The organism is Pilosibacter sp. NGB245, from assembly GCF_057397225.1.
Genome location: NZ_CM171584.1, coordinates 33,286 through 57,889, shown reverse-complemented (window position 1 = coordinate 57,889; position 24,604 = coordinate 33,286). Strand labels below are relative to the sequence as shown.

The 24,604-nt window shown below is 51.9% G+C and carries 25 protein-coding genes; 1 reads left to right on the top strand and 24 read right to left on the bottom strand.

Annotated features, from left to right (window positions below; translation table 11 throughout):
* Positions 1–11: 11 nt before the first annotated feature.
* The 19 genes from ACXMYH_RS00305 to ACXMYH_RS00215 all read right to left on the bottom strand — a co-directional run bounded on the left by ACXMYH_RS00305 (position 12) and on the right by ACXMYH_RS00215 (position 18,599).
* The gene (locus ACXMYH_RS00305; protein ID WP_329752211.1) at positions 12–1,055 is read right to left on the bottom strand and encodes a type II secretion system F family protein; all 1,044 of its coding nucleotides are present in this window, start codon (positions 1,053–1,055) and stop codon (positions 12–14) included.
* Between the two features lie 32 nt (positions 1,056–1,087).
* Positions 1,088–1,558: a prepilin peptidase gene (locus ACXMYH_RS00300; protein ID WP_182426825.1), complete on the bottom strand. Its 471-nt coding sequence runs from the start codon at positions 1,556–1,558 to the stop codon at positions 1,088–1,090.
* A 164-nt stretch (positions 1,559–1,722) separates the two neighbouring features.
* A complete protein-coding gene (locus tag ACXMYH_RS00295; protein WP_118651121.1) occupies positions 1,723–2,361 on the bottom strand; it encodes an ABC transporter ATP-binding protein in 639 nt (212 codons plus the stop codon).
* Complete coding sequence (locus tag ACXMYH_RS00290; protein WP_486555264.1) at positions 2,358–3,197, bottom strand: ATP-binding cassette domain-containing protein; 840 nt, start codon at positions 3,195–3,197, stop codon at positions 2,358–2,360. The genes ACXMYH_RS00295 and ACXMYH_RS00290 overlap by 4 nt, the downstream gene beginning before the upstream one ends.
* Positions 3,198–3,209: 12 nt before the next feature.
* Complete coding sequence (locus ACXMYH_RS00285; RefSeq protein ID WP_486555263.1) at positions 3,210–4,031, bottom strand: ABC transporter permease; 822 nt, start codon at positions 4,029–4,031, stop codon at positions 3,210–3,212.
* Positions 4,028–5,026, bottom strand: coding sequence for an ABC transporter permease (locus ACXMYH_RS00280; RefSeq protein WP_486555262.1), 999 nt, complete (start codon positions 5,024–5,026; stop codon positions 4,028–4,030). The genes ACXMYH_RS00285 and ACXMYH_RS00280 overlap by 4 nt, the downstream gene beginning before the upstream one ends.
* The gene (locus tag ACXMYH_RS00275) at positions 5,017–6,678 is read right to left on the bottom strand and encodes an ABC transporter substrate-binding protein (protein WP_215701986.1); all 1,662 of its coding nucleotides are present in this window, start codon (positions 6,676–6,678) and stop codon (positions 5,017–5,019) included. The genes ACXMYH_RS00280 and ACXMYH_RS00275 overlap by 10 nt, the downstream gene beginning before the upstream one ends.
* Positions 6,679–6,956: 278 nt before the next feature.
* Positions 6,957–7,673 carry a nucleoside recognition protein gene (locus tag ACXMYH_RS00270; RefSeq protein WP_142410776.1) on the bottom strand — a complete coding sequence of 239 codons (717 nt, stop codon included), beginning with the start codon at positions 7,671–7,673 and terminating at the stop codon, positions 6,957–6,959.
* Between the two features lie 155 nt (positions 7,674–7,828).
* The gene (locus ACXMYH_RS00265) at positions 7,829–8,968 is read right to left on the bottom strand and encodes an NAD(P)H-dependent flavin oxidoreductase (RefSeq protein ID WP_486555261.1); all 1,140 of its coding nucleotides are present in this window, start codon (positions 8,966–8,968) and stop codon (positions 7,829–7,831) included.
* A gap of 8 nt (positions 8,969–8,976) precedes the next feature.
* The gene (locus ACXMYH_RS00260; RefSeq protein ID WP_118321832.1) at positions 8,977–10,752 is read right to left on the bottom strand and encodes an acetyl-CoA carboxylase carboxyltransferase subunit alpha; all 1,776 of its coding nucleotides are present in this window, start codon (positions 10,750–10,752) and stop codon (positions 8,977–8,979) included.
* A 38-nt stretch (positions 10,753–10,790) separates the two neighbouring features.
* The gene (locus ACXMYH_RS00255; RefSeq protein WP_215702245.1) at positions 10,791–12,146 is read right to left on the bottom strand and encodes an acetyl-CoA carboxylase biotin carboxylase subunit; all 1,356 of its coding nucleotides are present in this window, start codon (positions 12,144–12,146) and stop codon (positions 10,791–10,793) included.
* 13 nt (positions 12,147–12,159) lie between these two features.
* Positions 12,160–12,582: a 3-hydroxyacyl-ACP dehydratase FabZ gene (gene fabZ / locus ACXMYH_RS00250; protein WP_015553938.1), complete on the bottom strand. Its 423-nt coding sequence runs from the start codon at positions 12,580–12,582 to the stop codon at positions 12,160–12,162.
* 74 nt (positions 12,583–12,656) lie between these two features.
* Positions 12,657–13,133 carry an acetyl-CoA carboxylase biotin carboxyl carrier protein gene (accB, locus tag ACXMYH_RS00245; protein WP_015553937.1) on the bottom strand — a complete coding sequence of 159 codons (477 nt, stop codon included), beginning with the start codon at positions 13,131–13,133 and terminating at the stop codon, positions 12,657–12,659.
* A gap of 11 nt (positions 13,134–13,144) precedes the next feature.
* The gene (gene fabF / locus ACXMYH_RS00240) at positions 13,145–14,380 is read right to left on the bottom strand and encodes a beta-ketoacyl-ACP synthase II (protein ID WP_486555260.1); all 1,236 of its coding nucleotides are present in this window, start codon (positions 14,378–14,380) and stop codon (positions 13,145–13,147) included.
* Between the two features lie 113 nt (positions 14,381–14,493).
* Positions 14,494–15,237 (bottom strand): 3-oxoacyl-[acyl-carrier-protein] reductase, encoded by a 744-nt coding sequence (fabG, locus tag ACXMYH_RS00235; protein ID WP_117470021.1) that lies wholly within the window; start codon positions 15,235–15,237, stop codon positions 14,494–14,496.
* Between the two features lie 80 nt (positions 15,238–15,317).
* A complete protein-coding gene (fabD, locus tag ACXMYH_RS00230; RefSeq protein WP_215702243.1) occupies positions 15,318–16,226 on the bottom strand; it encodes an ACP S-malonyltransferase in 909 nt (302 codons plus the stop codon).
* A gap of 8 nt (positions 16,227–16,234) precedes the next feature.
* Positions 16,235–17,167: an enoyl-[acyl-carrier-protein] reductase FabK gene (gene fabK, locus ACXMYH_RS00225; RefSeq protein ID WP_144363693.1), complete on the bottom strand. Its 933-nt coding sequence runs from the start codon at positions 17,165–17,167 to the stop codon at positions 16,235–16,237.
* Positions 17,168–17,277: 110 nt separating this feature from the next.
* Positions 17,278–17,511 carry an acyl carrier protein gene (gene acpP / locus ACXMYH_RS00220; RefSeq protein ID WP_015553932.1) on the bottom strand — a complete coding sequence of 78 codons (234 nt, stop codon included), beginning with the start codon at positions 17,509–17,511 and terminating at the stop codon, positions 17,278–17,280.
* A 122-nt stretch (positions 17,512–17,633) separates the two neighbouring features.
* Positions 17,634–18,599, bottom strand: coding sequence for a beta-ketoacyl-ACP synthase III (locus ACXMYH_RS00215; RefSeq protein WP_486555259.1), 966 nt, complete (start codon positions 18,597–18,599; stop codon positions 17,634–17,636).
* 245 nt (positions 18,600–18,844) lie between these two features.
* Between ACXMYH_RS00215 and ACXMYH_RS00210 the strand changes: the two genes are divergently transcribed.
* Positions 18,845–19,240 carry an ECF transporter S component gene (locus ACXMYH_RS00210; RefSeq protein WP_486555258.1) on the top strand — a complete coding sequence of 132 codons (396 nt, stop codon included), beginning with the start codon at positions 18,845–18,847 and terminating at the stop codon, positions 19,238–19,240.
* A gap of 67 nt (positions 19,241–19,307) precedes the next feature.
* On the opposite strand, the gene ACXMYH_RS00205 is transcribed toward ACXMYH_RS00210, so the two are convergent.
* From ACXMYH_RS00205 to ggt, 5 genes are all read right to left on the bottom strand, one after another.
* A complete protein-coding gene (locus tag ACXMYH_RS00205) occupies positions 19,308–20,441 on the bottom strand; it encodes a M14 family metallopeptidase (RefSeq protein ID WP_117472168.1) in 1,134 nt (377 codons plus the stop codon).
* A gap of 9 nt (positions 20,442–20,450) precedes the next feature.
* Positions 20,451–20,606, bottom strand: coding sequence for a hypothetical protein (locus ACXMYH_RS00200; protein WP_015553926.1), 156 nt, complete (start codon positions 20,604–20,606; stop codon positions 20,451–20,453).
* A 15-nt stretch (positions 20,607–20,621) separates the two neighbouring features.
* On the bottom strand, positions 20,622–21,908 hold the full coding sequence (locus tag ACXMYH_RS00195) for a TRAP transporter large permease subunit (protein WP_486555257.1): 1,287 nt from the start codon (positions 21,906–21,908) through the stop codon (positions 20,622–20,624).
* Between the two features lie 79 nt (positions 21,909–21,987).
* Positions 21,988–22,644: a DUF6305 family protein gene (locus tag ACXMYH_RS00190; RefSeq protein WP_486555256.1), complete on the bottom strand. Its 657-nt coding sequence runs from the start codon at positions 22,642–22,644 to the stop codon at positions 21,988–21,990.
* A gap of 93 nt (positions 22,645–22,737) precedes the next feature.
* On the bottom strand, positions 22,738–24,600 hold the full coding sequence (ggt, locus tag ACXMYH_RS00185) for a gamma-glutamyltransferase (protein ID WP_486555255.1): 1,863 nt from the start codon (positions 24,598–24,600) through the stop codon (positions 22,738–22,740).
* Between the last annotated feature and the right edge of the window lie 4 nt (positions 24,601–24,604).

Here is a 24,604-nt window from a genome sequence, read left to right as displayed (position 1 = left end):
GTTTCCTCCTCTCAACTGCCAATACTCCCATACATGTTCCACATCGGTTCCATGATCCCAAGGATCAGAAGACCGGTGAGTGAGCCGATGACCAGGATCATCGCCGGTTCCAGGAGATTCATCAGTTTCGTGAGTGCCAGATCCGCCTCATGTTCATAATTTTCCGCCAGCCTTTTTAACATATCTTCCAGGCATCCCGCTTCCTCACCGGTGACGATCACCGCCGCCAGTTTCTTATCGAAACTGCCGCTCGCCCGGATTGCCTCGCTGAGCAGCATTCCGTTTTTCACGTCTTCCATGATCAACCGGAGTTTCCCATCCAGATAGCGGTTTCCGATGGTCCCGATTGTATACATTAAACAGGATGGGATCGGCAGTCCGCTGGAATAGAGACTCGACATGTTTTCACAGAATCTCGCCGTGCAGATCGTTCTCACCTGTCTTCCCAGGACCGGCAGTGCACACAGCATCCTGTCGTACAAAAGCCTGACCACAGGTCTCGTGATCAGAAATTTCCAGACCGTGAAAAGGATCAGTGCTGCTGCCGGAAGAAAATATCGGTATCGATACAGAAAATGGCTGATCTCCATCAGTGTTCTCGTAAGAAGCGGAAGCTTCACACCTTTAAGGAGTGGTTCCAGCGTCGGAAGGATCGCTAGAAAGACAAACAGGACCAGGAATATCATCATAAAGATAAGGATCTTCGGGTACAGCATAGCACTGCGGATCTTTCCTTCCGTGCGATGTTCTTTTTCATAATGCTCCGAGAGCTTCATAGTCGTTTTCCCGAGATGACCTCCGATCTCCGCCGACCGGATCATCTGGACTGCCAGCTCCGGAAATGCCCCTGTCTCCTCCATGGCATCCCCGATCGCCATTCCATCGGTCATCCGCTGCTTGAAAAGCCGGCATGCCCGGGAAAATCTCTGATCTGTTTCATCCGTTTCCATGATCTCAAGTGCCCCGGCAACCGGAAGTCCCGAGCTTACCAGGACCGAAAACTGTCGAAAAAAATCAGCTAATCCTGCCGTCCCAAGTTTCTTTTGCTTTTTCATGACATATCCCACCTTTTATTACTCTGGATCCCCTACCATGTTCCCCAGAAGAACAGGGAGACGATCTGATCCTCAAAAAGTCTTGCGGCAAATAGTCCCATACAGAGCGCCGGAGCAAACGGGATCCTCGCCCGCTCTCCGAATCTCACCTTTCCAAGTGCCAGCAGGACCACTGACTGAAGTCCTCCAAGAAAAAGTCCCGTGATCGTCCCGATCAGACATGTTTTCCATCCGAGACAGAATCCTGCGGCTGCCAGCAGCCTGATATCACCGCCACCAAATGCCCCGTCCACAAAAAGATTTGCAAGGTACATGGGAAGTGCTGTGCAGAAGATCCCGATGAGCCGGGCAGTAAATGGAATTTCCGGCTCCGTAAATACCGAAAGTCCCGCCAGGATCATCAGCGGAACCAGCACCCGGTCCGGTATCATCATCGTGCGGATATCGGTCCATGCAATCTGGATCAGGACCACCGCAAGGCACAGATCCATACAAAATCTCATCTTTTCCTCCATCGTTTGTAAAAATATTCTTTGAAATTTTCTGTCAAAAAGCAAAACGGCGCAGTTGTCCACTGCACCGCATCAAAAAACCATATTTTTATGTCCCCATTTTACGGAATCTCATAAAGCTTGTCAATTCATTGCCCACATATGGGCTATAAATATCACCCGCGAAGATCAGCCTGCGGATACCGCACCACACGGTCACACACCTTCTCAAGGAGCTCCGGCGAGTGGCTGACCGCGATCATTCCCATCTCCCGCCGTTTCAGTTCCTTCAAAACGAAATCCCAGATCTGTCCCTGCGTGATCAGATCCAGCATTGTCGTCATCTCATCCGCGATCAGAAGTTTCGTCTTTCGCCCCAATGCTCTCGCGATACAGAACCTCTGAAGCTCCCCGCCGGAAACCTCCACCGGAAACCGTTCTTTCCATTCATCCCGGATCCCGAGGCCTTCCTCGATCCGCGCCCGTTCGCCCGGATCCTCAAACGTCCAGTCCCCTTCCGCAAGAACCGTACTCAGGCGCCTTTTCGGATTCACTGAGAGCTCCGGATGCTGCCAGACCATCTGCACCGGGCAGTAACCGCGGATCTTCAGGATCGGCATTCCATCGACCAGGACTTTCCCCTGATCCGGTCTCTCATACCCGGCAAGGATCTTACAAAGCGTTGTCTTTCCATATCCGCTCGGTGCCATGATCCCCACCTTTTCGCCTGGTTCCACCGAAAGATTTACATGATCCAGGATCTGTCTGCTCCCTTTCCCGTATTTAAAAGAAATGTCGATCGCTTCCAGCTTCATCTTCCGTATTCCTTTCGCATGATCTCCAGGATCTCTCCTGTGTCGCAGAGGTTTTCTCCGTCCTTTTTCCAGTTCTTCGGCATGGATCGGAACAGCGCCTTTGTGTACGGATGTTTCAGGTTCTCCTCATTCTGAAAAGCAGCCGCGTCCGTCTCCTCGATGACTCTGCCTCCATAGAGCACGACGACCCGGTCTGCTGTCAAAAGCGCCAGCTCCAGATCGTGGGTGATGAGAAGAACTCCTGCCCCGTCATCCGCCATCTCCCGGAAATGCCCCATAACGCGCGTTGCCGCCTCCATGTGAAGTCCAGGTGTCGGCTCGTCCGCAATGACGAATTTCGGTGTTTCCATCACCGCTGTGGAGATCAGAACGCGCCGCGTCATGCCGCCGGATAGCTGAAACGGATATTTTTCCCGGATATCCGGGGCCAGGCCATAGCGCTTTAGCACCGACAGACATTTCTCCTTCACGGAATGATCCTTTTTCCCGTTCCGGATCTGATCCCCGATCTTCATGAGCGGATCAAGATATGACACACTCTGGGGCACAAAAACGATCTCATGTCCACGGAGCTTTTTTACCCGTTCCGCCGTCAGCGGTGTTCCAAGAAACCGGATCTCCCCGTCCATCGCGCTGTTGTAGGGCAGGATTCCCATGATCGCATGGGCTAACAGACTCTTGCCGGATCCGCTTGATCCCACGACCGCCACGATCTCGCCCGCACGTACCGAGAGGTCCATCTTCTCCACCGCATGGAGCGTCCGTCTCGAAAAACCGCGGTCATACTGTGTAAAGGTGACGGAGAGATCCTTCACTTCCAAAATCGTATCCTTCATCTTCTCCGCCTCCTATTCATGAACACTGCCCGGATCCAGAAGCCTGCACAGCGCCTGACCGATATAATGGAACAGCAGGACCGTTCCCACGAGGAAAAGTCCCGGAAACAGCGCCAGCCACCATTTTCCCATCGCAAGGTACTTCATGCTCTCCGACAGGATCACCCCGATCGCCGGACTTTCCGAGGAAAGCCCAAAGCCCAAAAATGTGATGCTGGCTTCATGAAGGATCGCATGCGGAAACAGGAGGACAAGTCCCGTAATAAACTGCGGGATCAGGTTCGGCGCCATATGGCAGAATGCGATATAAAACTTTCCTTTTCCGAGCTTCTCCGCGATCTTCACATACTGGCTCTGTTTTAGCTGCAGGACCTCCCCGCGGATGAGTCTCGCGAGCGATGCCCAGTGCGTGAACGCGATCCCCCAGACAACACCCCAGAATCCCCGCCCGCAGGCGAAGGAGATCAGGATCAGAAGCAGCATATGTGGAATTCCCATCACGATATCGATGAGCATCTGCACAATGCTGTCCGCCGCTTTTCCGCACACAGCCGCGCAGAGTCCCATAAGAAATGCCGCAGCTGCGCTGACCGCCGCCGTCAGGAGTCCGATCCGGATGCTTAAAGAAAGTCCGGCGATCGTCCGAACAAACATGTCCCGGCCCATCCAGTCTGTTCCGAATGGATACTGGATACAAGGCGCAAGATTTTTTTGCGTAAAATCGGTCTGGATCGCAGCTTCCTTCCAGAAGCTCCCGAGAACCGCAACGAGCACCAAAAGTCCAGCTGCCAGGATCAGCAGTGCGAAGCTTTTTCTTCTGCGATTTTTCATCATCTCTGCTTCGCCCCCTCCCGGATCCTCGGATCGATCACACCGTACAAAATGTTTGCCGCAAGATTTCCCGCGGCGACGATGACCGCCGTCACGACTGTGATCCCTAAAAGTAACGGAACATCACTTCCGAGTCCCGCCGTCACTGCCGCCTGTCCCAGTCCCGGGTAGGAAAATACCTGTTCCACAAGGACAGAGCCGCCGATGATCTCACTCACCGACGAGAACTGAAGTGTCATGGCCGGGAGAAGAATGTTCCGGAGTCCATGACGTCTTAAGATCGCCCAGTCCGACTCTCCCCTTGCTCTCGCAAACAAAACGTAATCACTTTCCATGACCTCGATGAGCTTTTCCCTCGTATGAAGGGCGATGGATGAGATTCCCGTGATGCTTAAAGCCGCAGCCGGAAGAACCGCATGCCGGATCCTGTCCGCAATGGAGATTGCCCCTGCATCCATTCCGATCGGAACGCTGAATCCGATCGGGAACCAGTGAAGCTTCACCGCAAATACCATGAGCAGCACCATGGCCACCCAGAACGACAGCGTACTCGCCACAAACAGCGAATATCCCGTCACGATCCGGTCCATGACTCCTCCGCGCTTTTTTCCTGCGAGAACGCCAAGGAAAAAGCCGAGAATGCCAGATAACAGCCATGCCGTAAATAAAAGCCATACGGAGCTTAAGACCTTCTCACCGATGACTTCCGCCACCGGTCTCCGGTACAGAAGCGAGGTTCCCATGTTTCCATGAAGGAAGTCTTTCAGCCAGTTCAGATACCGCTCCACCGGCGGAAGATCCGTTCCCCAGTAGCTTCTGAGTCTTGCGATCTGTTCCGGACTCATGGAGCCGAGCGCGGTCTGACCGACGTTTGTCTGGAGCGGATCTATGGGCGAGGCCGCCAGGAGCCCAAACGCCAGAATACTCACAAGGAGTACCATCAGACACATCCGCGCTGCCTGTCTGCCGATCCACAGACCCGTTCTCTTTATTTCCATGTCCACTGGTCAACGTTGTTTACGATCGACCAGCCATGTCCGTGCGGATGAAGTTTCTGCTCCGCAACCTGCAGTCCATCCTTCACCCAGTATAAATGATCAATATTCACAAGCCAGATCCACGGAAGATCCCCATCCTGGGTAATCCCTGTCGTCCCGTCCCACTGGGCATCTTTCCAGAGTTCATAGGACTTTTCAAGGTCGCTCTCCGCCAGAGCGGCATCCATGTACTTGTCCACTTTCACATTTGCATACGGGGAATATTCCGCATATTTCTTTCCCGGAGCCGTATGGTAAATGTTGTAGAGCTCCATCGGCGTGTGCGCGCCCCATCCCCACATGAGCGGAGTGGACTGTGCGCGGTCGTAGGCGGTATCCCAGCCGACTCCCTCGGTCGTCACGTTGATCCCGAATGCTTTTAACTGGTTTGCCGTGTCCTCCGCAAGTGCCTGGCGGACAGAATCACCGGTCGGATACATCAGGGTGAACTCGGCGCGGACTCCGTCTTTTGTGAGGATTCCGTCTTCTCCGGCTTCCCAGCCATCCTCTTTCAGGATCGCCTTCGCCATATCCGGATCATAATCCGTCTCCGCCGCCGGGTTATACCACGGCATCTGGTCGCAGACGCTGTATGCCACTGTCCCGTACCCGTTTAATACGTGGTCGATCATCTCTTCCCGATTGATCGCAAGGTTGATCGCGCGGCGCACACTTACATCACTTGTAAAATCGTTTCCAAGCGCCACGCCGTTCTCATCGGTCTCCCCCGCCGGGATCACCGGAAGGTTGAAGCCGCGGTTATCGACCGTCTTGCAGTCAAAAAGGGAAAATCCATCGACCGTCTGGTCAGAGTATGCCGCCGATGTGTAAGCAAGATCCACCTGTCCGGAAAGAGCCGCCGCATACGCTGCGTCCTCATCCATAAATAAGACCGTCACGGTCTTCATTTTCGGCGCATCCCCATAATAATCCGGGTTTGCCTCAAAGATCACCTGCTGCCCTTTGTCCCACTGTTTCATGATATAGCGGCCGGAACCGATCGGGTTCGTTCCATAGTCCGGACCATAAGCGTGTTCCGGGACAATCCCCGTGATCGCCATCGTGTACGGCCAGATCGAATACGGACGGTTCATATCAAACTCGACCGTGGTATCATCCAGCGCTCTCGCCTCTTTTAACATCGTAAAGTCATTGACCGAGCTGTTGTCCCGCAGTGTATTGTAAGTGAATGCCACGTCCTCCGCCGTGAGTTTCTCCCCATCGGTAAACTTTACGTCATCGCGGATCGTCACGGTCCATGTCATCCCGTCATCACTGACATTCATATCGGTCGCCAGATCATAACCGATCGTCATATCTGCCTTTGTGACAGTCAGTGTGCTCTGGATCAGCGGCTCATGGACATGTTCTCCAGCTCCCCAGCCGTAAGCCGGATCAAATCCTGCCTCCGGCTCGGAGGATGGCCCCATGACAACGATGACGGAGTCTTTCCCGTTTTCTGCTGCCGCGCCTGTGTTCTCCGCAGCAGCGGAGGAACCGGATGCGGAGCTTTCCGCTGTCCCCGCGTCCTTTCCGGAACAGCCGGCCATGGAACATACCATGGCGGCTGCCGTCAGAGCTGCCAGTATTGTTTTTATTGTTCGTTTTTTCATGAATTTATCCCCTTTTCTGTCCTGAAACCATGTTCAATGACACACTTTTACTCCAGACACGAGTGCAAAAAAATACCAGAAAGAAGCATACATTCTGTATGCGTCAACCTTCCTGGTATTGTTTTATCGACTTTTTTTACGATCTGTATGTCATCTCGCTCTGATGACGTACAGATACGAATATTTTTATCGTGTTCTGTTTGCAAACCGCCTTGGGCGGGCTCTTTTCCGAGTATGGGCTTCAGCCGCATAATAGTAACATTATAGTAAACTTTTTTTCAAAAATCAATGTTTTTCCTGTCCATGACTTTGCAGAACACTACCCCCGCCGCCGTACTCGCGATCGTCGCGAGCAGCGCCGGTCCCGCGATCGCTGCCGGATCGACGCTGCCGTACTGGCTGCGGTAGGCGATCATGTTGATGGGGATCAGCTGCAGGGACGAGATGTTGATGATCAGAAATGTACACATCTCGTTGCTGGCGGTCCCGGCCGGGCGCTTCCATCTGTACAGTTTTTCTTTTGACTTCGGCTTATCCGGAGTCTCCCCGTATGACCGTCTCCGCTCCCCGGATATTCCGCAATCTTCTTCCCGGTCCTCTCTCCGGCAAATCCCGCCTCTTCTCTCATCCTCCAGCTTTCCCAGCTCCTCCATCGCCTTCAATCCCGCCGGGGTTGCCGCCCAGCCGAGTCCCAGCATATTTGCGATCATATTTGTCGCGATATACTGCCCTGCCGGATGTCCGTCGGGGAGATTTGGGAAGAGGAATCTGATCACCGGGCGCATTTTTTTCGTGAGCGCCTCAATGAGACCGGCTCGCTCCCCGATCTTTAAGATCCCGCACCAGAACGACATGATCCCGAGCATGGTGACTCCCAGAGTCACCGCCTCTTTCGCCGAATCCAGCAGCCCGTTCGTCACTTCCCCCATATTTCCATGAAACGCCGCCCAGAAGATCCCGGCGGCCATCATCCCAGCCCACAGCGCATTTAACATAAAAAGATCCCGCATTTCTGTCTGAAGAGGTGAAATCCCCGAAAATCCGGTAAAAGACCGGATCCATCGGGTTATCACCTGAGTTTCTTCATTCTATGACAGAAATGCAGGATCTATGAATCTCCGCAACTTTACAATACTTTGTGGATTATGAGCTATTCTCCGCACAGCGCCGCCATGACTTCCGGCACCGTCTCGATCTTCTCGCAGCGGTACGCGTTGCTCCCGCAGAACAGCAGCGCGTCATCGATCTTTCCTTCCGCGGCATTGATAAGCGCCTTCGTGATGCAGTACGGCGTTGTCGCCGGATCACAATGCTCCAGGCACCTGAAACAGTGCTCGACCTTGACCGGGCCTTTCGCGACACGCTCTAAGAACTTGTTTTTGATCGCACGCCCCGGCATTCCGACCGGACTCTTCACGATCACGATGTCTTCCTCTTTCGCGTTAATGTATGCCTCTTTGTAAGCGATATCCGCGTCACATTCCTCGGTGGTCACAAATCTCGTCGCCGCCTGGACTCCTTCTGCTCCAAGTTCAAACTGATGCAGAACGTCCTTATAGTCGAAAATTCCGCCCGCCGTGATGACCGGGATATGCTTTTTATACTTCTCGGCAAAGCTTTTCACCGTCTCAATGATCCCGCGGACCTCCTTGTCGTATGCCGGCTCATCATATGTCTCCGCCACATGATCCGTATCGGCTCCAAGCTCCGTAAGCTGTTCCCTGGAAAATCCAAGGTGACCGCCCGCGCAGGGACCTTCCACCACGACGAAATCCGGTGCCGTATGGTACTTTCTGTCCCACATCCGGCAGATGACAAGTGCCGATTTCACAGAAGAAACGATCGGCGCGATCATCGTGCGGCGCTCTTTTTTTTCTCCGCCGTCCGCTTCGCTCTCCGCCTCCGCGACAAATTTCGGCATGTCGATCGGGAGACCGGCTCCTGAGATGATCACGTCCGCTCCGGCCTTTACGGCCTCTTTTACATAGGATGCGTACTCTTTTGTCGCGACCATGATATTAAAGCCGAGAACGCCCTGCGGCGCTTTCTCTCTGGCTTTTTTAAGCTCTGAATGGATCGCTCTCAAGTTCGCTGCCATCGGATTTTTTCCGAAGTCATGATCCTTAAATCCGATCTGCGCTGTGGAAATGATCCCGATGCCGCCCGCTTTTGCAACGGCTCCGGCGAGCGAAGAAAGACTGATGCCGACTCCCATTCCTCCCTGGATCACCGGGCGCTTCGCCACAAGGTTTCCTATTTTTAATGGTTTCAGGATGTTTGTTTTCTCCATTCTGCCTCCTAGAACTTCCGGAATCTCTCGTAACGGCGTTCTGCTAACGTCTTCCCGCCGAGCGGTGTCCATGTCTCAAAGAATTCCTCCATGGCATCTTCCATAGTCTTTGCGATCTCCGGAAGTGTTTCCGGGTCTGCCGGTTCCGGCTCCGGGATAACCCGTTCAATGATTCCAAGTTCTTTTAATTCTTTTGCAGTCATCTTCATGACACGTGCCGCCTCATCGGCGCGTTTGCTGTCTTTCCAGAGGATCGAAGCAAAACCTTCCGGGGAAAGGACGGAATAGACTGCATTTTCCATCATCCAGACCTCATTGGCAACCGCCATGGCGAGTGCTCCGCCGCTTCCGCCTTCCCCGATCACGATCGAGAGGACCGGAACGGTGAGATCGGACATCTCAAAGAGGTTTCTCGCGATCGCCTCGCCCTGTCCGCGCTCCTCGGCTTCCAGACCGCAGAACGCCCCTGGTGTATCCACAAAGCATACCACCGGACGTCCGAAGGTCTCCGCCTGTTTCATGAGACGGAGCGCTTTCCGGTATCCGTCCGGGGACGGCATGCCGAAATTGCGCTTAATGTTTTCTTTTGTATTCTTTCCTTTTTCCTGGCCGATCACTGTCACAGGCATTCCGTGGAAGGACGCGATCCCGCCGACAATGGCGCCGTCGTCCTTGCAGTAGCGGTCTCCGTGAAACTCCATAAAGTCATCAAAGATCGCATGGATATAGTCGGTCGCTACCGGGCGATCCGACTTTCTGGAAAGCAGGACGGAATCCCACGCGCTGCGGATCATTCCGGCGGCTTTTTCCGATGCATGGCGGACTTTCTTTCCACGGGACCGGTTCTCCTCTGAAGCACCTTCCCCGGAATGTTCTCTCTCCCAGGCCGCCAGACATCCGCTCTCCGGCTTTTTATGAAGCTTTAAGATCATCGCCAGCGTTTCCTTTAATTCCTCACGCTTCACGATCTTATCGACAAAACCGTGCTCCACAAGGAACTCCGCTCTCTGGAAACCTTCCGGCAGCTTCTGCCCGATCGTCTGCTCGATGACACGCGGTCCGGCAAATCCGATGAGTGCCCCCGGCTCCGCAAGGATGATATCTCCGAGCATCGCGAAACTTGCCGTCACGCCGCCCGTCGTCGGATCGGTCAGAACACTCACATAAAGCTGTCCCGCCTCATGATGTCTCTTTAAAGCCGCAGAAGTCTTTGCCATCTGCATCAGGGAGACCATGCCCTCCTGCATTCTCGCGCCGCCGGAGCAGGCGAAAAGGATCACCGGAAGCTTTTCCGCTGTGGCGCGCTCGACCGCCCGTGTGATCTTTTCTCCTACATTGTGGCCCATGCTGCTCATTAAAAATCTCGCATCGCAGACGCCGACAACCGTCTCTTCCCCGTGGATCCGGCATTTTCCGGTGACGATCGCCTCGTTGAGTCTCGATTTTTCTCTTGCCGCCGCAAGTTTCTTCTCGTATCCCGGGAAATTTAACGGGTTGGAGACTTCCATCTCCTTGTCCCACTCCTCAAAGCTTCCCTCGTCAGCGATCATCTCGATCCTGCGGTACGCATGGACACGGAAATATCCGCCGCATTTCGGACAGATATAAAAGTTCGCGCGGACATCATCCGTATAGATCGGTTTTCCGCACTTATTACATTTTTTCCACAGACCGGCAGGAATTACCGGTGCGTCTTCCTGCTCTGCTTTCGCAGATTCCTTTTCTTCCGCGCGGTATCTCATATCGATCTTTGTATATGTTTTCTTAAACATATCCCTTAACATACAAAAAAGCTCCTTTCCAGTCTATGGAAACACAATTTTTATTCTTTACAATACTCCGGAAAATGGGACGGGATAAAGTTTGTATCCACCTCGCCCGCCTGGAAATCCGGATCACTGATGATGTCATACTGGAAATCCAGATTTGTGTTGATCCCCTCGATAACAAGCTCTCCGAGTGCGCTGCGCATCTTCGCGATCGCAGACGCGCGGTCCTTGTCGCGGACGATCAGCTTTAAGATCATGGAGTCATAGTTCGGCGGGATCCGGTAATTATTGTAAACAGCCGTATCGACACGGACTCCGCGTCCGCCCGGAAGATGAATGTCTGTGATCATGCCCGGGCACGGCATAAAGTTCTTCTCCGGATTCTCCGCGTTGATCCTGCACTCGATCGCATGCCCGGAGATCCTGATATCTTCCTGGCGCACAGAGAGCGGCTCACCGGAGGCGATCCTGATCTGCTCCTTGATGAGATCCATATCGGTGACAGACTCCGTTACCGGGTGTTCCACCTGGATCCTCGTGTTCATTTCCATGAAATAGAAATTTTTCTGTTTATCCAAAAGGAACTCGATGGTTCCCGCATTCTCATATCCGACTGCTTTCGCCGCCCGGACCGCCGTCTCCCCCATCTTTTTGCGGAGTTCATCGGAGATCGCCGCAGACGGGGACTCTTCAAGGACTTTCTGGTGTCTTCTCTGGATCGAGCAGTCGCGCTCGCCGAGATGGACGACATTTCCGTATCGGTCACCCAGGATCTGGAATTCGATATGGCGCGGATTCTCCACAAACCGCTCGATGTACATGGTATTGTCGGAAAATCCTTTGACCGACTCCATCTGGGCGTTTAAGAAATTGGACTCGAAATCTTCCTCTGATCTTGAGACGCGCATTCCTTTTCCGCCGCCGCCGCTGGACGCCTTGATCATGACCGGGAAACCGACTTCCTTTGCGGTCTTAAGACCTTCTTCCACGGTGTAGACCGGCTCTTTGCTTCCCGGAACGACCGGAACACCGGCCGCCATCATGGTCTTTCTCGCCTCAGATTTATTTCCCATCTTGTTAATGATCTCAGCTGACGGTCCGATAAAGCGGATATTGCACTTTTCACAGAGCTCCGCGAAACGGGCATTCTCGGACAAAAATCCGAAGCCCGGATGGATAGCATCTGCCTTCATGACAACGCATGCGGTTAAGATCCGCTCCATATCGAGATAGCTCTCCGTGGACGGCGCCGGTCCGATACAGATCGCCTCGTCCGCAAGAAGTGTGTGCAGTGCGTCCCGGTCTGCCTCGGAGTAGACGGCAACCGTCTTGATCCCCATCTCCCGGCATGCCCGGATGATCCGAACGGCGATCTCGCCGCGGTTTGCGATTAAAATCTTCTGAAACATCTCTTCACCAGTCCTAACCGATCATAAATGTGAGTTCCGCAGATACCGCGACTTTGCCGTCCACGGTAGCGACCGCCTTTCCAACACCGACCGGTCCTTTCTGCTTGATGATCTCGCATTCCAGACGGAGCTTGTCGCCCGGAACTACTTTCTTCTTAAACTTTACATTATTCATTGCGCCGAAATACGCAGTCTTTCCTTTGTTTTCCTCAACGCTTAAGATCGCGACAGCGCCTGTCTGTGCCAGCGCCTCAACGATCAGGACGCCCGGCATTACCGGCTCCTGCGGAAAATGGCCCGCGAAATACGGCTCATTGTATGTCACAGATTTATATCCGACGGCTCTCACGCCCGGCTCCAGCTCCTCCACACAATCCACGAGAAGAAACGGATGTCTGTGGGGAATGATTTCCTGAATTTCTTTGATTCCTAACATGATTTTTATCCTCTATCCAATCTTTCACAGCCCGCGCGGCAATGCGCAGGCCGCCAAACGGTTATCTTTATTAATTAACGAATCCGGAATAACGGCTGACCATACTCAACCGTCTCCTCGTTCTTCACAAGGATCTCCTCCACGATTCCGTCATACTCGCTCTCGATCTCATTCATCAGCTTCATGGCTTCCACAATTCCGATGACCTGACCTTTTTTCACGGTATCTCCGACTTTTACATAGTCCTCTGCGTCCGGTGCCGGGGAGGAATAGAACGTACCCACAAGCGGACAGGTGATCACTTTCTCGGAGATTCCGGAAATTTTCTTTTCCGCATTTTCACCGGAGACCTGCTCCATAGCGGTCACATCCGCGGTCTGGATCATGGAACCCTGTCCCGGGACCTGCATAACGACCGGTGTCTGCGCCGCCGCAACGATTTTCTTTTCCCGCTTCATGCTCAGTTTCCAGTCGCCTTCCTCAAGCTCGAAGCCGGTCATGCCGTTCTCTGACATTGCCTTCATTAATTCAATGATCTCTTTTACTTCCATCGCCGTTCTCCTTACTCCTCAAACTTTCTGACAAGCAGGCACGCATTGTGTCCGCCGAATCCCAGAGAGTTCGTCAAAACTGTCTTTACTTCCATGGAAACGCCGTCGCCCTTTGTATAATCAAGATCACATTCCGGATCGTCCACTTTTAATCCTGCTGTAGCATGAACGAAGCCGTCCTGGATGGATTTTACACAGTCGATGAACTCAACGCCGCCGGCAGCGCCTAAGAGGTGGCCGATCATGGATTTTGTGGAGTTGATCTTTACTTTATATGCATGGTCGCCAAGCGCAAGCTTGATGGCCTTTGTCTCGAATAAATCGTTGTGGTGGGTCGCTGTTCCGTGGGCATTGATGTAATCGATGTCCTCCGGCTTCATTCCCGCGTCAGCAATTGCGTATTCCATTGCCTTTGCGGCACCGCTTCCGTCCTCCGCCGGAGAAGTAATGTGATAAGCATCGCCTGTCGCTCCGTATCCGGCTAACTCCGCGTAGATCTTCGCTCCGCGAGCTTTTGCATGTTCTAATTCCTCTAAGACAACGACACCTGCGCCCTCGCCCATGACGAAACCGTTTCTCTCAAGATCGAACGGAATGGAGGCGCGCTCCGGATCCTCAGAGGTGGAAAGAGCGGTAAGTCCGGAGAATCCCGCAACGCCTAACGGTGTGATGCAGCTCTCAGTTCCGCCTGCGACCATGACCTCCGCCTCGCCGTACTGGATCGCACGCATTGCCTCACCGATGGAGTTCGTACCGGACGCGCACGCTGTCACGACGTTGATGTTCTTTCCCTTTAAGCCAAACTGGATGGACACGTTTCCTGCTGCCATATTGCTGATCATGAGCGGCACCAGAAGCGGGTTTACGCGGTTCGGTCCTTTTTCCAGAAGCTTCTTATATTCCTTCTCGATGATCTGTAAGCTTCCGATACCGGAGCTCACGCAGACACCGACACGGAACGGATCTTCCTTTGTCATGTCGAGGGAAGAATCCTCCAGCGCCTGGCGGGCTGCCGCTACCGCAAACTGTGCGAAGCGCTCCATTCTTCTTGCCGCCTTCGGATCCATATAGTCCTTCGGCTCGAAGTCCTTAACCTCTGCCGCGAGCTTTGCTTTATAATCGGTCGTGTCAAAATAGGTGATCGGTCCAAATCCGAGTTTCTTCTCTTTTAATCCGTTCCAAAATGTCTCAACATCGTTTCCGATCGGGGTGATCGCGCCCATTCCTGTTACTACAACTCTTCTCATGCTTTTCGTTCTCCTGTTCTAATTATGCTATCATCCACGCCCCGCGCAGATGATAACCGAAACATCCGCTGTCCGGCTGTGTGGCCGGAACAGGCGCTTTTTCCAACTGTCTTTTACATCGCCATGCCGCCGTCCACATGAAGAACCTGGCCGGTAATATAAGCTGCCTCATCGGAAGCGAGAAATGCGACTGCCTCCGCAATGTCTTTTGTCTCGCCGAAATGCTTTAACGGAATCTGCTCGCCCATGGCTTTCTTTACGTCCTCCGGCAGCACATCCGTCATCTCTGTACGGATAAATCCCGGTGCAACTGCGTTCGATGTGATTCCGCGGCTTCCAAGCTCTCTCGCAACGGATTTCGTGAGTCCGATGATGCCGGCCTTAGATGCGCAGTAGTTTGCCTGGCCTGCATTTCCCATCACTCCGGAAACGGAGGAGATGTTGATGATCCGTCCGCCTCTCTGCTTTAACATCTGGCGGGAGACATGTTTGATGCAGTTGAATGCGCCCTTTAAGTTTGTGGCAATAACTGCGTCAAAATCGTCCTCGGACATCTTCATGATCAGGTTGTCTTTTGTGATTCCGGCGTTGTTCACAAGAATATCGAGACGGCCGTATTTCTTTACGATCCCATCGATCATTTCTTTGGATTTTTCGAAATCACTGACGCTGCACTGCATGCTCTCCGCCATTCCGCCGTTTGCTGTGATCTCGTTTACGACTTCCTCTGCTTTTGCTGCGGAGCCGTTATAGTTGACGATGACGGTCGCGCCATATCCAGCCAGTGTCAAAGCGATCTGACGGCCGATTCCGCGGCTTGCGCCTGTCACAAGAGTAACCTTCCCTGTTAAATTCATGTTTCCCTCCGTGTTTCTATCAGTCAGCCGCCAGATTTTTGTCTCTGACGACATTATTTACTAATTTCTCTTTCGATCACTTAGTTCAGCTTCTCCAGATCCTCAAATTTCTCAATGTTGATGACCGTCGCTTCCCTGTTGATCTTTCTGATAAATCCAGCTAACGTCTTTCCCGGTCCGATCTCGATAAACCGGTCAACACCGTCCGCCAGCATGGTCTCCACGCTCTGCTGCCATCTGACAGAAGAAGATACCTGGCGTGTTAAGAGCGGCTTTACATCCTCCGCCTTTGTCACATAAGCGGCTGTCACATTCGCCACATACGGGATCTTTGGCTCAGATACCGGAATATTCTCCAGAAACCTTCCAAGCTTCTCCCCAGCTTCCTCTAAAAGATAGGAGTGGAACGGTCCACTGACATTAAGCGGGATCACACGTCTTGCACCTGCCTCTTTTAACTTCACCGCCGCGGTCTCCACTGCCTCCTTGAGACCGGAGATCACAATCTGGCCCGGGCAGTTGTAGTTTGCGACCTGCACGTTCGGGATCTCGTCCACAACTGCATTGATCTCATCTGCCGTCATGCCGAGGACAGCGCTCATTCCGCCGACTCCCGCCGGAACTGCCTCCTGCATGAGGATTCCTCTCTCCCGGACCGTGCGGATCGCGTCGTCCGCCGTCATAACGCCTGCTGCCACCAGTGCGCAGTACTCGCCAAGGCTTAAGCCAGCCGCCACATCCGCATGGATGCCGCGCTCCTCCATAACCTTCATCATAGCAACGCTCGTGGTCACCATTGCCGCCTGCGTATACTCCGTGATGTCCAGACGGTCATTTTTCTCAAAACATAACTCCGGAACGGAAAAGCCTAAAAGCTCCGTCGCACGGTCAAATACTGCCTTTGCCGTCTCCGAATTTTCATAAAAATCCTGGCCCATGCCGCATACCTGCGCGCCCTGTCCCGGAAAAATAAATGCTGTCTTTCCCATGATTCTCCTTACTTCTGACATCCGCCAAGCAGCTTGTCTGCCTGCTCCATCATCTCATCGATCATTTCCTTACATGTCTGCTCTTTCGTTACAAGACCTGCGATCTGGCCTGCCATAACGGTTCCGTTTATGGTATCACCTTCCTGGACGGCTTTCCTGAGGGTTCCAAGTGTCAGATATTCAAGCTCCTCAAAGGATTTTCCTTCTGCCTCAAGGCGGTTGTATTCTCTCGTCATCTGGTTTCTCAGACAGCGGACCGGATGTCCGTGGGTTCTTCCTGTTACCGCAGAATCGATGTCCTTTGCTTTAATAATTCTCTGCTTATAATTTTCATGAACGATGGATTCCTTTGCGACAACAAATCTTGTTCCCATCTGGACTGCCTCAGCGCCCAGCATGAAGGCCGCTGCGATTCCTCTTCCATCGCCGATGCCGCCTGCCGCGATGACCGGGATAGATACCGCGTCAACGACCTGCGGAACGAGAGTCATGGTGGTCGCCTCACCGATATGTCCGCCGGATTCGGTTCCCTCAGCAACGACAGCATCAGCGCCGCCGCGCTCCATAAGCTTCGCAAGAGCCACAGAAGCAACGACCGGGATTACGATGATTCCTGCTTCCTTCCACATCTTCATGTACTTTGCAGGATTTCCGGCTCCTGTCGTAACGACCTTCACGCCCTCTTCAACAACCACCTTCGCCACATCATCCGCATACGGACTCATTAGCATGACATTAACGCCAAACGGCTTCTTTGTCAGTGCTTTCGCCTTACGGATCTCTTCACGGACAACTTCTCCCGGTGCGTTTGCGCCGCCGATGAGGCCAAGACCTCCTGCCTCGGAAACAGCGGCAGCAAGATGATGCTCAGCGACCCAGGCCATACCGCCCTGAATAATCGGATATTCGATTCCCAGCATTTCTGTAATTCTTGTCTTCATTTTTATTGCTCTCACTTCCTGAAATCTATCTGTCGGGTATTGCCCGGAATTATCTTTATATCAGTAAAACGCGTCATAGACGCGTTTATACTCTGGTTTATTCGGTTTGATTATTCCTCAACACCTTTATCTTTTAAGTACTTCATAACATCGCCGACCGTTGCGAGATTCTGAAGGTCCTCAGCCGGGATCTCTACGGAATACTCATCCTCAAGAGCCATAACAAGCTCAAATAAGTCAAGGGAATCTGCACCAAGGTCATCCTTGAAGGAAGTTGCCTCTGTGATGCTGTCTGCGTCTGTGCTTAACTGCTCTGCGATGATTTCTTTCATTTTTTCTAACATGATTTGATCTCCTTTAAATGTTCTTATTATTTGTATTTTATGAGTTTTTGCATTTTTTTGTTTTTTTAAATTATTTCTTATTATGTAGATAATTTCTCCTGCTTTCCGGATGAATCAGATATCTACCACTCCATGAGCACTGCACCCCAGGTCATTCCGGCTCCGAAGCCTGACATGATGATCTTGTCGCCCCGCTTCAGCATGTCCTTCTGGATCATATCGTCTAACAGTAACGGAATCGATGCCGTTGATGTATTTCCAAACTGACCGATCGTCATCGGGAATTTCTCCATCGGCTCCTTCAGACGTCTGGCCGCTGCCTCAATGATCCGCTCGTTCGCCTGGTGGAGGACATAATATTTAATGTCTTCCTTTTTTGTCCCTGTCCGGTTAAGAAGCTCCAAGACACTCTCCGGCACCTTCCGCACTGCGAATTTGAAAACTTCCTGTCCATCCATGGTCATAAATCCGAGCTCCGGCTTTGTCCCTGTGAGAAAGTTTCCGACGGTTCTCGAGGTGCAGGCGAGAACATCACCCTTTGTTCCGTCCGCTCCCATCATCATGTCGATGATTCCGGTTTCTTCCGCTTTTAAAACGGCTGCCCCTGCTCCGTCTCCAAAAAGGACGCAGGTTCCGCGGTCACTCCAGTCTGTCACTTTGCTGAGGGTTTCCGCCCCGATGATCAGCGCCGTCTTGTAAATTCCGGCTTTAAAAAATCCTTCCACGATATTCATGGCGAAAATAAATCCCGCGCATGCCGCCGAGATATCGAAGGCAACTGCATTCACTGCCCCGATGGCCGCCTGAACACTGCAGGCATCGCTGGGATAATTCCGATCCGGGGACGAAGTCCCGAGAATGATGATATCCAGCTCTTCCGGGGCAACTCCTGCTGCCGCAAGCGCCCGCTCAGCCGCCTTCGCCGCCAGATGGCGCGTTCCCTCTCCGGAGGAGATCCGGCGTTCCCGGATTCCGGTCCGTGTCCGGATCCACTCGTCATTCGTGTCCACGATCTTCGCCAGATCGTCGTTCGTAATCAAATTCTCCGGCACATACGCGCCGATTCCAGCAATTCTGGCTGTCATCATCTTCTAAATCCTGCCATTTCGATGCGAAGAAATTCTTTTCCCCGCAGTAGTTTTTAATTTCAAATAGTTTGATATTCAAAATGTTTGATTCTAATGGTAATAGATGTCTGCTGTTTTGTCAAGTGAATTTTTTTAATCCGGCCCTGACGTCCCGTTCCATGATATATTTCTGCTTTCTGCAACCGTTTTTCTTCTCTTCTGGACTGGTTCCTTCCGCCTTTGGCTACACCCACCTTGGCGACTGCATGATCATCCTGACCGTCTGCTTATTTGGCACAAGACGCGGCGTCCTCGCCGGTGCCATCGGCGCAGGTCTCTCCGATTTTCTCGGCGGCTACGCGGTATGGGTTCTCCCGACCATGGTATTAAAAGGTCTCTGGGCGTTCATCGCCGGAACGATTGCCTACAAACTTCTGCCGAACTTTAAATATTCCTGGCTCGTCGGTGCTATCGTCGGCGGCATCGCCCATATTATCGGCTACACGCTCGTAAAGATCCCACTCTACAGCACCGTTGTTGCCTTCGGTGAAATGTTCACCCTGTCCATGCAGACCATCGCAGGAATCGTCCTCGGAGGCGTGGCCTACACGATCCTTGTACAGTCCCCGGCGATCCGAACATTAAAGGCAAAATTTGCGTAACAAAAACCCCGGTCCGCAATGTTCATGCACTGCAGACCGGGGTTTTCATTGGGTCTGTATAAAATTTTTACAGAAGGAAATCACCTAAATCGCTGTTGATCATCTCGTCATAGGTCGGAATACCTTTCACAATGATCTGCTTATCTTCGCTGCTGTTATTGTTGAACGCATCGATGTAAGCGCTGATACCAGCAAGATGACGGCCAGTACGCAACTCAATTGGGAAGTTGCCGGAGCTGTAGTCAACATACAGAAGACCCAGATCATAGGCGATCACATAGCAAGGATCCTCACCTGTCTTTACCAGATCCTCATCTGTATAGCCACGAAGACGACCCTGACTAGGATTACCAGTCTCCATTAACAGTGCATAAGTATTGGTATAATCACCTAACTCACGGTGAGTCAGACCATGTAAGGAAACCGGAGACGGCTCCAGGCTCATGGAAATTCCCTCTAATTCCAGATTCAGAACGCCCTCAGATGCAATAGCAGAAGCGCGCTCGTGAGCTACGGTAGCATTGTTTACAGCATACTCCGGGCTGGACTCATGCAGATCGATCTCCATGTCAATATCTAAGGTCTTGATCATATTGGTTACCGCATAAGCAACCTGCTCAGATAAAGTACCATCCTCAACTCCCGGATAGCATCGGTTCAGGTTACGAGTTTCTGAACCGGAAAGTGTCTGACCGGAAGACTTGTGTGTGTAAATATCCGGATCCGGCCACTGGTCGATCGGGTTGGTTGCACGAGAGCCGTACTGGAATGTTCTGGTCTCACCATTTTTTGTGGTGAAGTGCATGTACTGTGGAGAACCATCCAGCGGGTCATTGTGGGTCAAAGCGGAATTATTGATGTTCGGGATCACATAAATGGTGCCCGCCTCAACCTTTGCATTCTCTTCCAGAATAATGCCGGCCATATGCCCAGAAGGTTCGTTGGCATGGGTGCTGCCCAGAACAACAAGGGAACCTCCCTCTTTTTCGCCTTTCAGTACATACACATCGGAATCGCCGATGGTGCCTTCCAGGTTTGGATTATAACGGCTCAACTTAAATACCTCGGTCACATTCGGACCAGTCACGATGTCTTCCTTGAAATGGCGCTTGGTATAAAAGCTCGTACCGGCAATACCGCCAACAAGAGCCGCGCAAACCAGGATGGCAACGGCGGACAGATACGTTTTCTTCATTTTCATTCACCCTCCTTACTTGATCAGGAAGATGCGCAGCAGCAGAGGAATTAAAATCATAGCTGCGTTGATCTGATCAACAAGGCGTTCTTCCTTAAAAATCATGTTGTACAGTGTGCTTACAAAAACCAGAAGGGCGATGGCTAAATAAATGATCGTGATAATACTCATAATTCAGTCCCTCCTTTAAAACAGTCCGGCAATCAGTTTTGAATTTGCCAGGAAGAAACAAGCGTAAACCAGCAAAATGATGATAGGCACAATACAACGCTTCAGGATCTCAGTGTATTTTTCTACACCTGTAACCTGTGCAGCGAACAGACCCGCTAAAGCGGTAGGAGGCATCATATCACCCACAGCAGCAATCAGGCTGATAGCAGCTAAAACCACAACGGAATTTCCGCCTAAAAGTGAAGCATAAATGTAAGCGAACGGAACGCCTAAAACCGAGCATGCGCCGTAAGAGGAAACTGCACCAAACAGCGGAATACTGATCGCGCAGGCTAAGAGCCACAATGTGCTCGGAAGACGCAGACAGCTGATAACTACCAGACCGCGAACGCCGGTCGCTGTCATTACTTCGATGAACATACCAACACCCATCAGAATACCCATAACAGGTGCTGCGGTACGGATGGCTTCCGGAACAGCAGTCAGTACATTGATCTTCTTTCCGGTGAACAGACCAACGGCAGCACTGATGAGGAACATGAGCGGCATACCGATGTCTTCGCCTAACTTCAGAACCTTAAAGATAACCATTAAAGCAACCAGAACCAGTAACGGAATGTAGATGCGCACACCGTACTGCTTGCGGATCGCATCCTGCTTTTCAAGAGCAGGTTTCAGTTTTTCATAGTCCATGTGGCGTGCCTGCTTGTAGCCGAGTAAAAGCACGAACAGAATCGCTAACGGGAAGGTAATTAAGGCCAGCGGACCCTCAAAACCAACATAAGGAACATCGATACCTGCGCAGATAATTAATGCGGCGGTATTTACAGGAGGTGCGATCATACCAAGCAGAGCACCCATAGCGATAATGGAGCCTGAAGTAACGGCATCGATTCCCATTAATGCAAGAACCGGAGCCATAATGGAACCTGCTGAAAGAACTGCTGCAGTGGAAGAACCGGTGATCATGCCGGGGAACATAATGATGAGCATGATTAAAACCAGTAAAACAGCAGGGAAACGATGGAATTTCTCAATAATCAGGCTGCTTAAAGCATCCAGAGCACCGGATCCCTCAATGACCTTCATGAAAATCATGGCACAGCCAATAGTCAGAATGGTATCTACATAACCGAACTCGCCCTCTACCATCATACGGATAGTCTCGGTGCCGAGGCCGCCCTCAAGAGCACCGCAGAGCGCTGCTATCAGCATTGATACGCCAACAGGCAGTTTGAATGCAAAGCAGCCGATCATGAAAACACCGACCATCACAATAAAAGTGATCACGTAAGGTGTCATAATGATGTTCTCCTCTTCAAAATCACTGCGGCCCGTTCAGCCAGGCCGCAGGTTAGTTTGTTTGTTTAGTAACTCAGATTTACAGACCAAATGCAGTTTTTAAAGCGTCAAGAGTACCTGCAGTGTTATCTACGTAGATTGCAGGAGTTCCGTTGCCAGATAAGATACCAGACATCAGACCATCGGAATCTCCCTCAGAAACTACGATAGCAGCATCGCAGCCCTGGAAAGCCGGAGTGATAAAGCTGTCAGATAAGGTACCGCGGCGAGCGGATCCGCCAGTGTGCAGAGCAAGAACAATGATGCCTTTTTCCTTTGCAGCGGAGATCAGCGCGTCAGTACGTGCAAGCTCCTGGTCAGCATCGATACCGGCAGCACCAAGTCCCTTGGAAGATCCACCGACTGCAAGGATCAGAGTTTTGCAGTCATCCGGAAGATCTGCGCCTGTGATGTTCTTATTCATTGTTACTTCAATGCCAGCCTTTGTGCAAAGTGTATTTGCAATGTCTACATCAGCACTCTGTCCAATACTGGTCAGGATAGCCGGAGTAGAGCACATACCTGCGCTGATCTCAGTCAGTTCAGTTGCAGCACCTGCTGCTGTAGTTTCTGCGGAAGCTGCTGCTGTGGTTTCTGCAGCCGCTGCGGTAGTTGTTGTGCTGGAAGCGCCGGAGCCGCAAGCAGCCAAAGATAATGTCAAAGCACCAGCCGCAATAAAAATACCAAGTTTCTTCATAATCGTATATCTCCTTTTCTTATTTTACGGCTGCCCGCCCCGTTATCGGGAAGCGGGCAGCACTGATAATTCATGTATTACTGGAAATGAAAATTAATATGCCAGAGCCTTACCATCACGGCGAGGATCCGCACCACCGCGCAGGGTTCCGTCCTTACCGATCGAGATTCCCTGTACGCCGCCGAAGAACAGCTGCCATTCTCCCTTATCGGTAACTTCATGTCCGCGATCCTGCAGTTCTTTAGCAACCTCAGGAGTGATCGGGTTCACACCGCCGGACTCATAGCAGATATTTTCAGATGCGTTGTCGTAGATACGTGCACAATCGATTGCGTCCTGAATATCCATATTGTAGTCAATCATGCGCTCAATAACCTGGGCGATCGTCGGGAAAATACGGGTAGCTCCCGGGCTTCCGATTGTCATGTACGGAGATCCATCCGGATATAAAAAGATAGACGGGCTCATGCTGGATAACGGACGTTTTCCGCCTTCTGCGCAGTTTACGCTCTCAGGATCAGCTGAGAAATCATCCATCTCGTCGTTCATAATAAATCCATAGCCAGGAACACCAACCTTGGAACCAAAGCCGTAGTTGATAGTCTTTGTGCAGGCTACCATGTTGCCCCACTGGTCAACAACGGAAAAGCTTGTAGTTGCATAATGCTCTAACTCTTCCGGCTCTACAGCCACATAGCTGCCGCTCTTGTCAGTGATCTCGCTATAACGCTCTGCAGCATAGTCTTTGCTTGTCAGCTGAGCTAACGGAACATCAGCAAAGTCAGTATCTGCCATATACTGCGCGCGGTCTGCGAAGGCAATCTTGAAAGCCTCAGAGAAACGATGTACATACTCGGCGCTGTTTACACCAATCTTGTCCATATCGTCGTAGTTCTCGAGAATGTTCAGGATCTCAACCAGGTGTGTACCGCCGGAAGATGCCGGTGGTAAAGAGTAGATGGTGTAATCTTTATAGTGACCAACGACAGGCTCACGAACCTTTACTTCGTAATTTGCAAGGTCTTCCATAGTCATGTTGCCGCCCCAAGCCGCAACAGCATCTACCATAGCCTGTGCCATATCGCCGGTATAGAAAGCATCTTTACCGCCATCAGCGATCAGCTGCAGGGTCTTTGCCAGATCCGGGTTTTTGATCACATCGCCAACCTCATACGGCAGTCCGCTCTCATCCAGGTAGATATTGCTCAAAGTCTCGTTTGCAGCAATACCGGTATACTCGCTGTCCAGCTCTTCCTTAAAGGTAACTCCCACTACATAGCCGTTGTTGGCAGTGTCGATAGCAGGCTGGAAGATCTGCTGACGGCTTACGGCATCAGAACCGTAGTTATCAAGAAGATACTCAAAACCAGCAACTTCTCCAGGTACAGCTACCGACAGACCGCCGATCACGCTCTTGTCACCCAGATTGTTCACGCCGTCCAGACTGAACTGCTCCATCTTTCCGTTTTCATCCAACCACATCTGTGCATTAGCAGCTGCAGGAGCAGTCTCACGGAAATCAAGGACACTCACCTTGTCATCTTTGGCACTGTAAATAGTCATAAATCCGCCGCCGCCCAGACCGGAGAAGTACGGCTCAGCCACGCCCAGAGTGTAGGCTACAGCAGCCGCTGCGTCAAAGGCGTTTCCGCCTTCCTTCAGAATTTCCAGACCTGCCTTGCTGGCGTACCAGTTACAGGAAGCAACCGCGCCGTTTTTACCGGTAGCGTCACGGTCATCACGCTTCTTCTCGAGGTTTTCGTTGTAAGGCAGCCAGACATCCTCACCAACGTTTTCGGTCGTAGAAGCAGCTTCTGTTTCGGAAGCTGTCTCGGTAGCAGCCTCACTGCTCGCCGCTGTCGTTGTCGTTGAGGAAGCAGTTCCGCAGGCAGTCAACGAAGCTGCCAGACTGAGTGCAACTGCAGATCTTGCAACCAGACGATTTGATCTTTTCATTGTC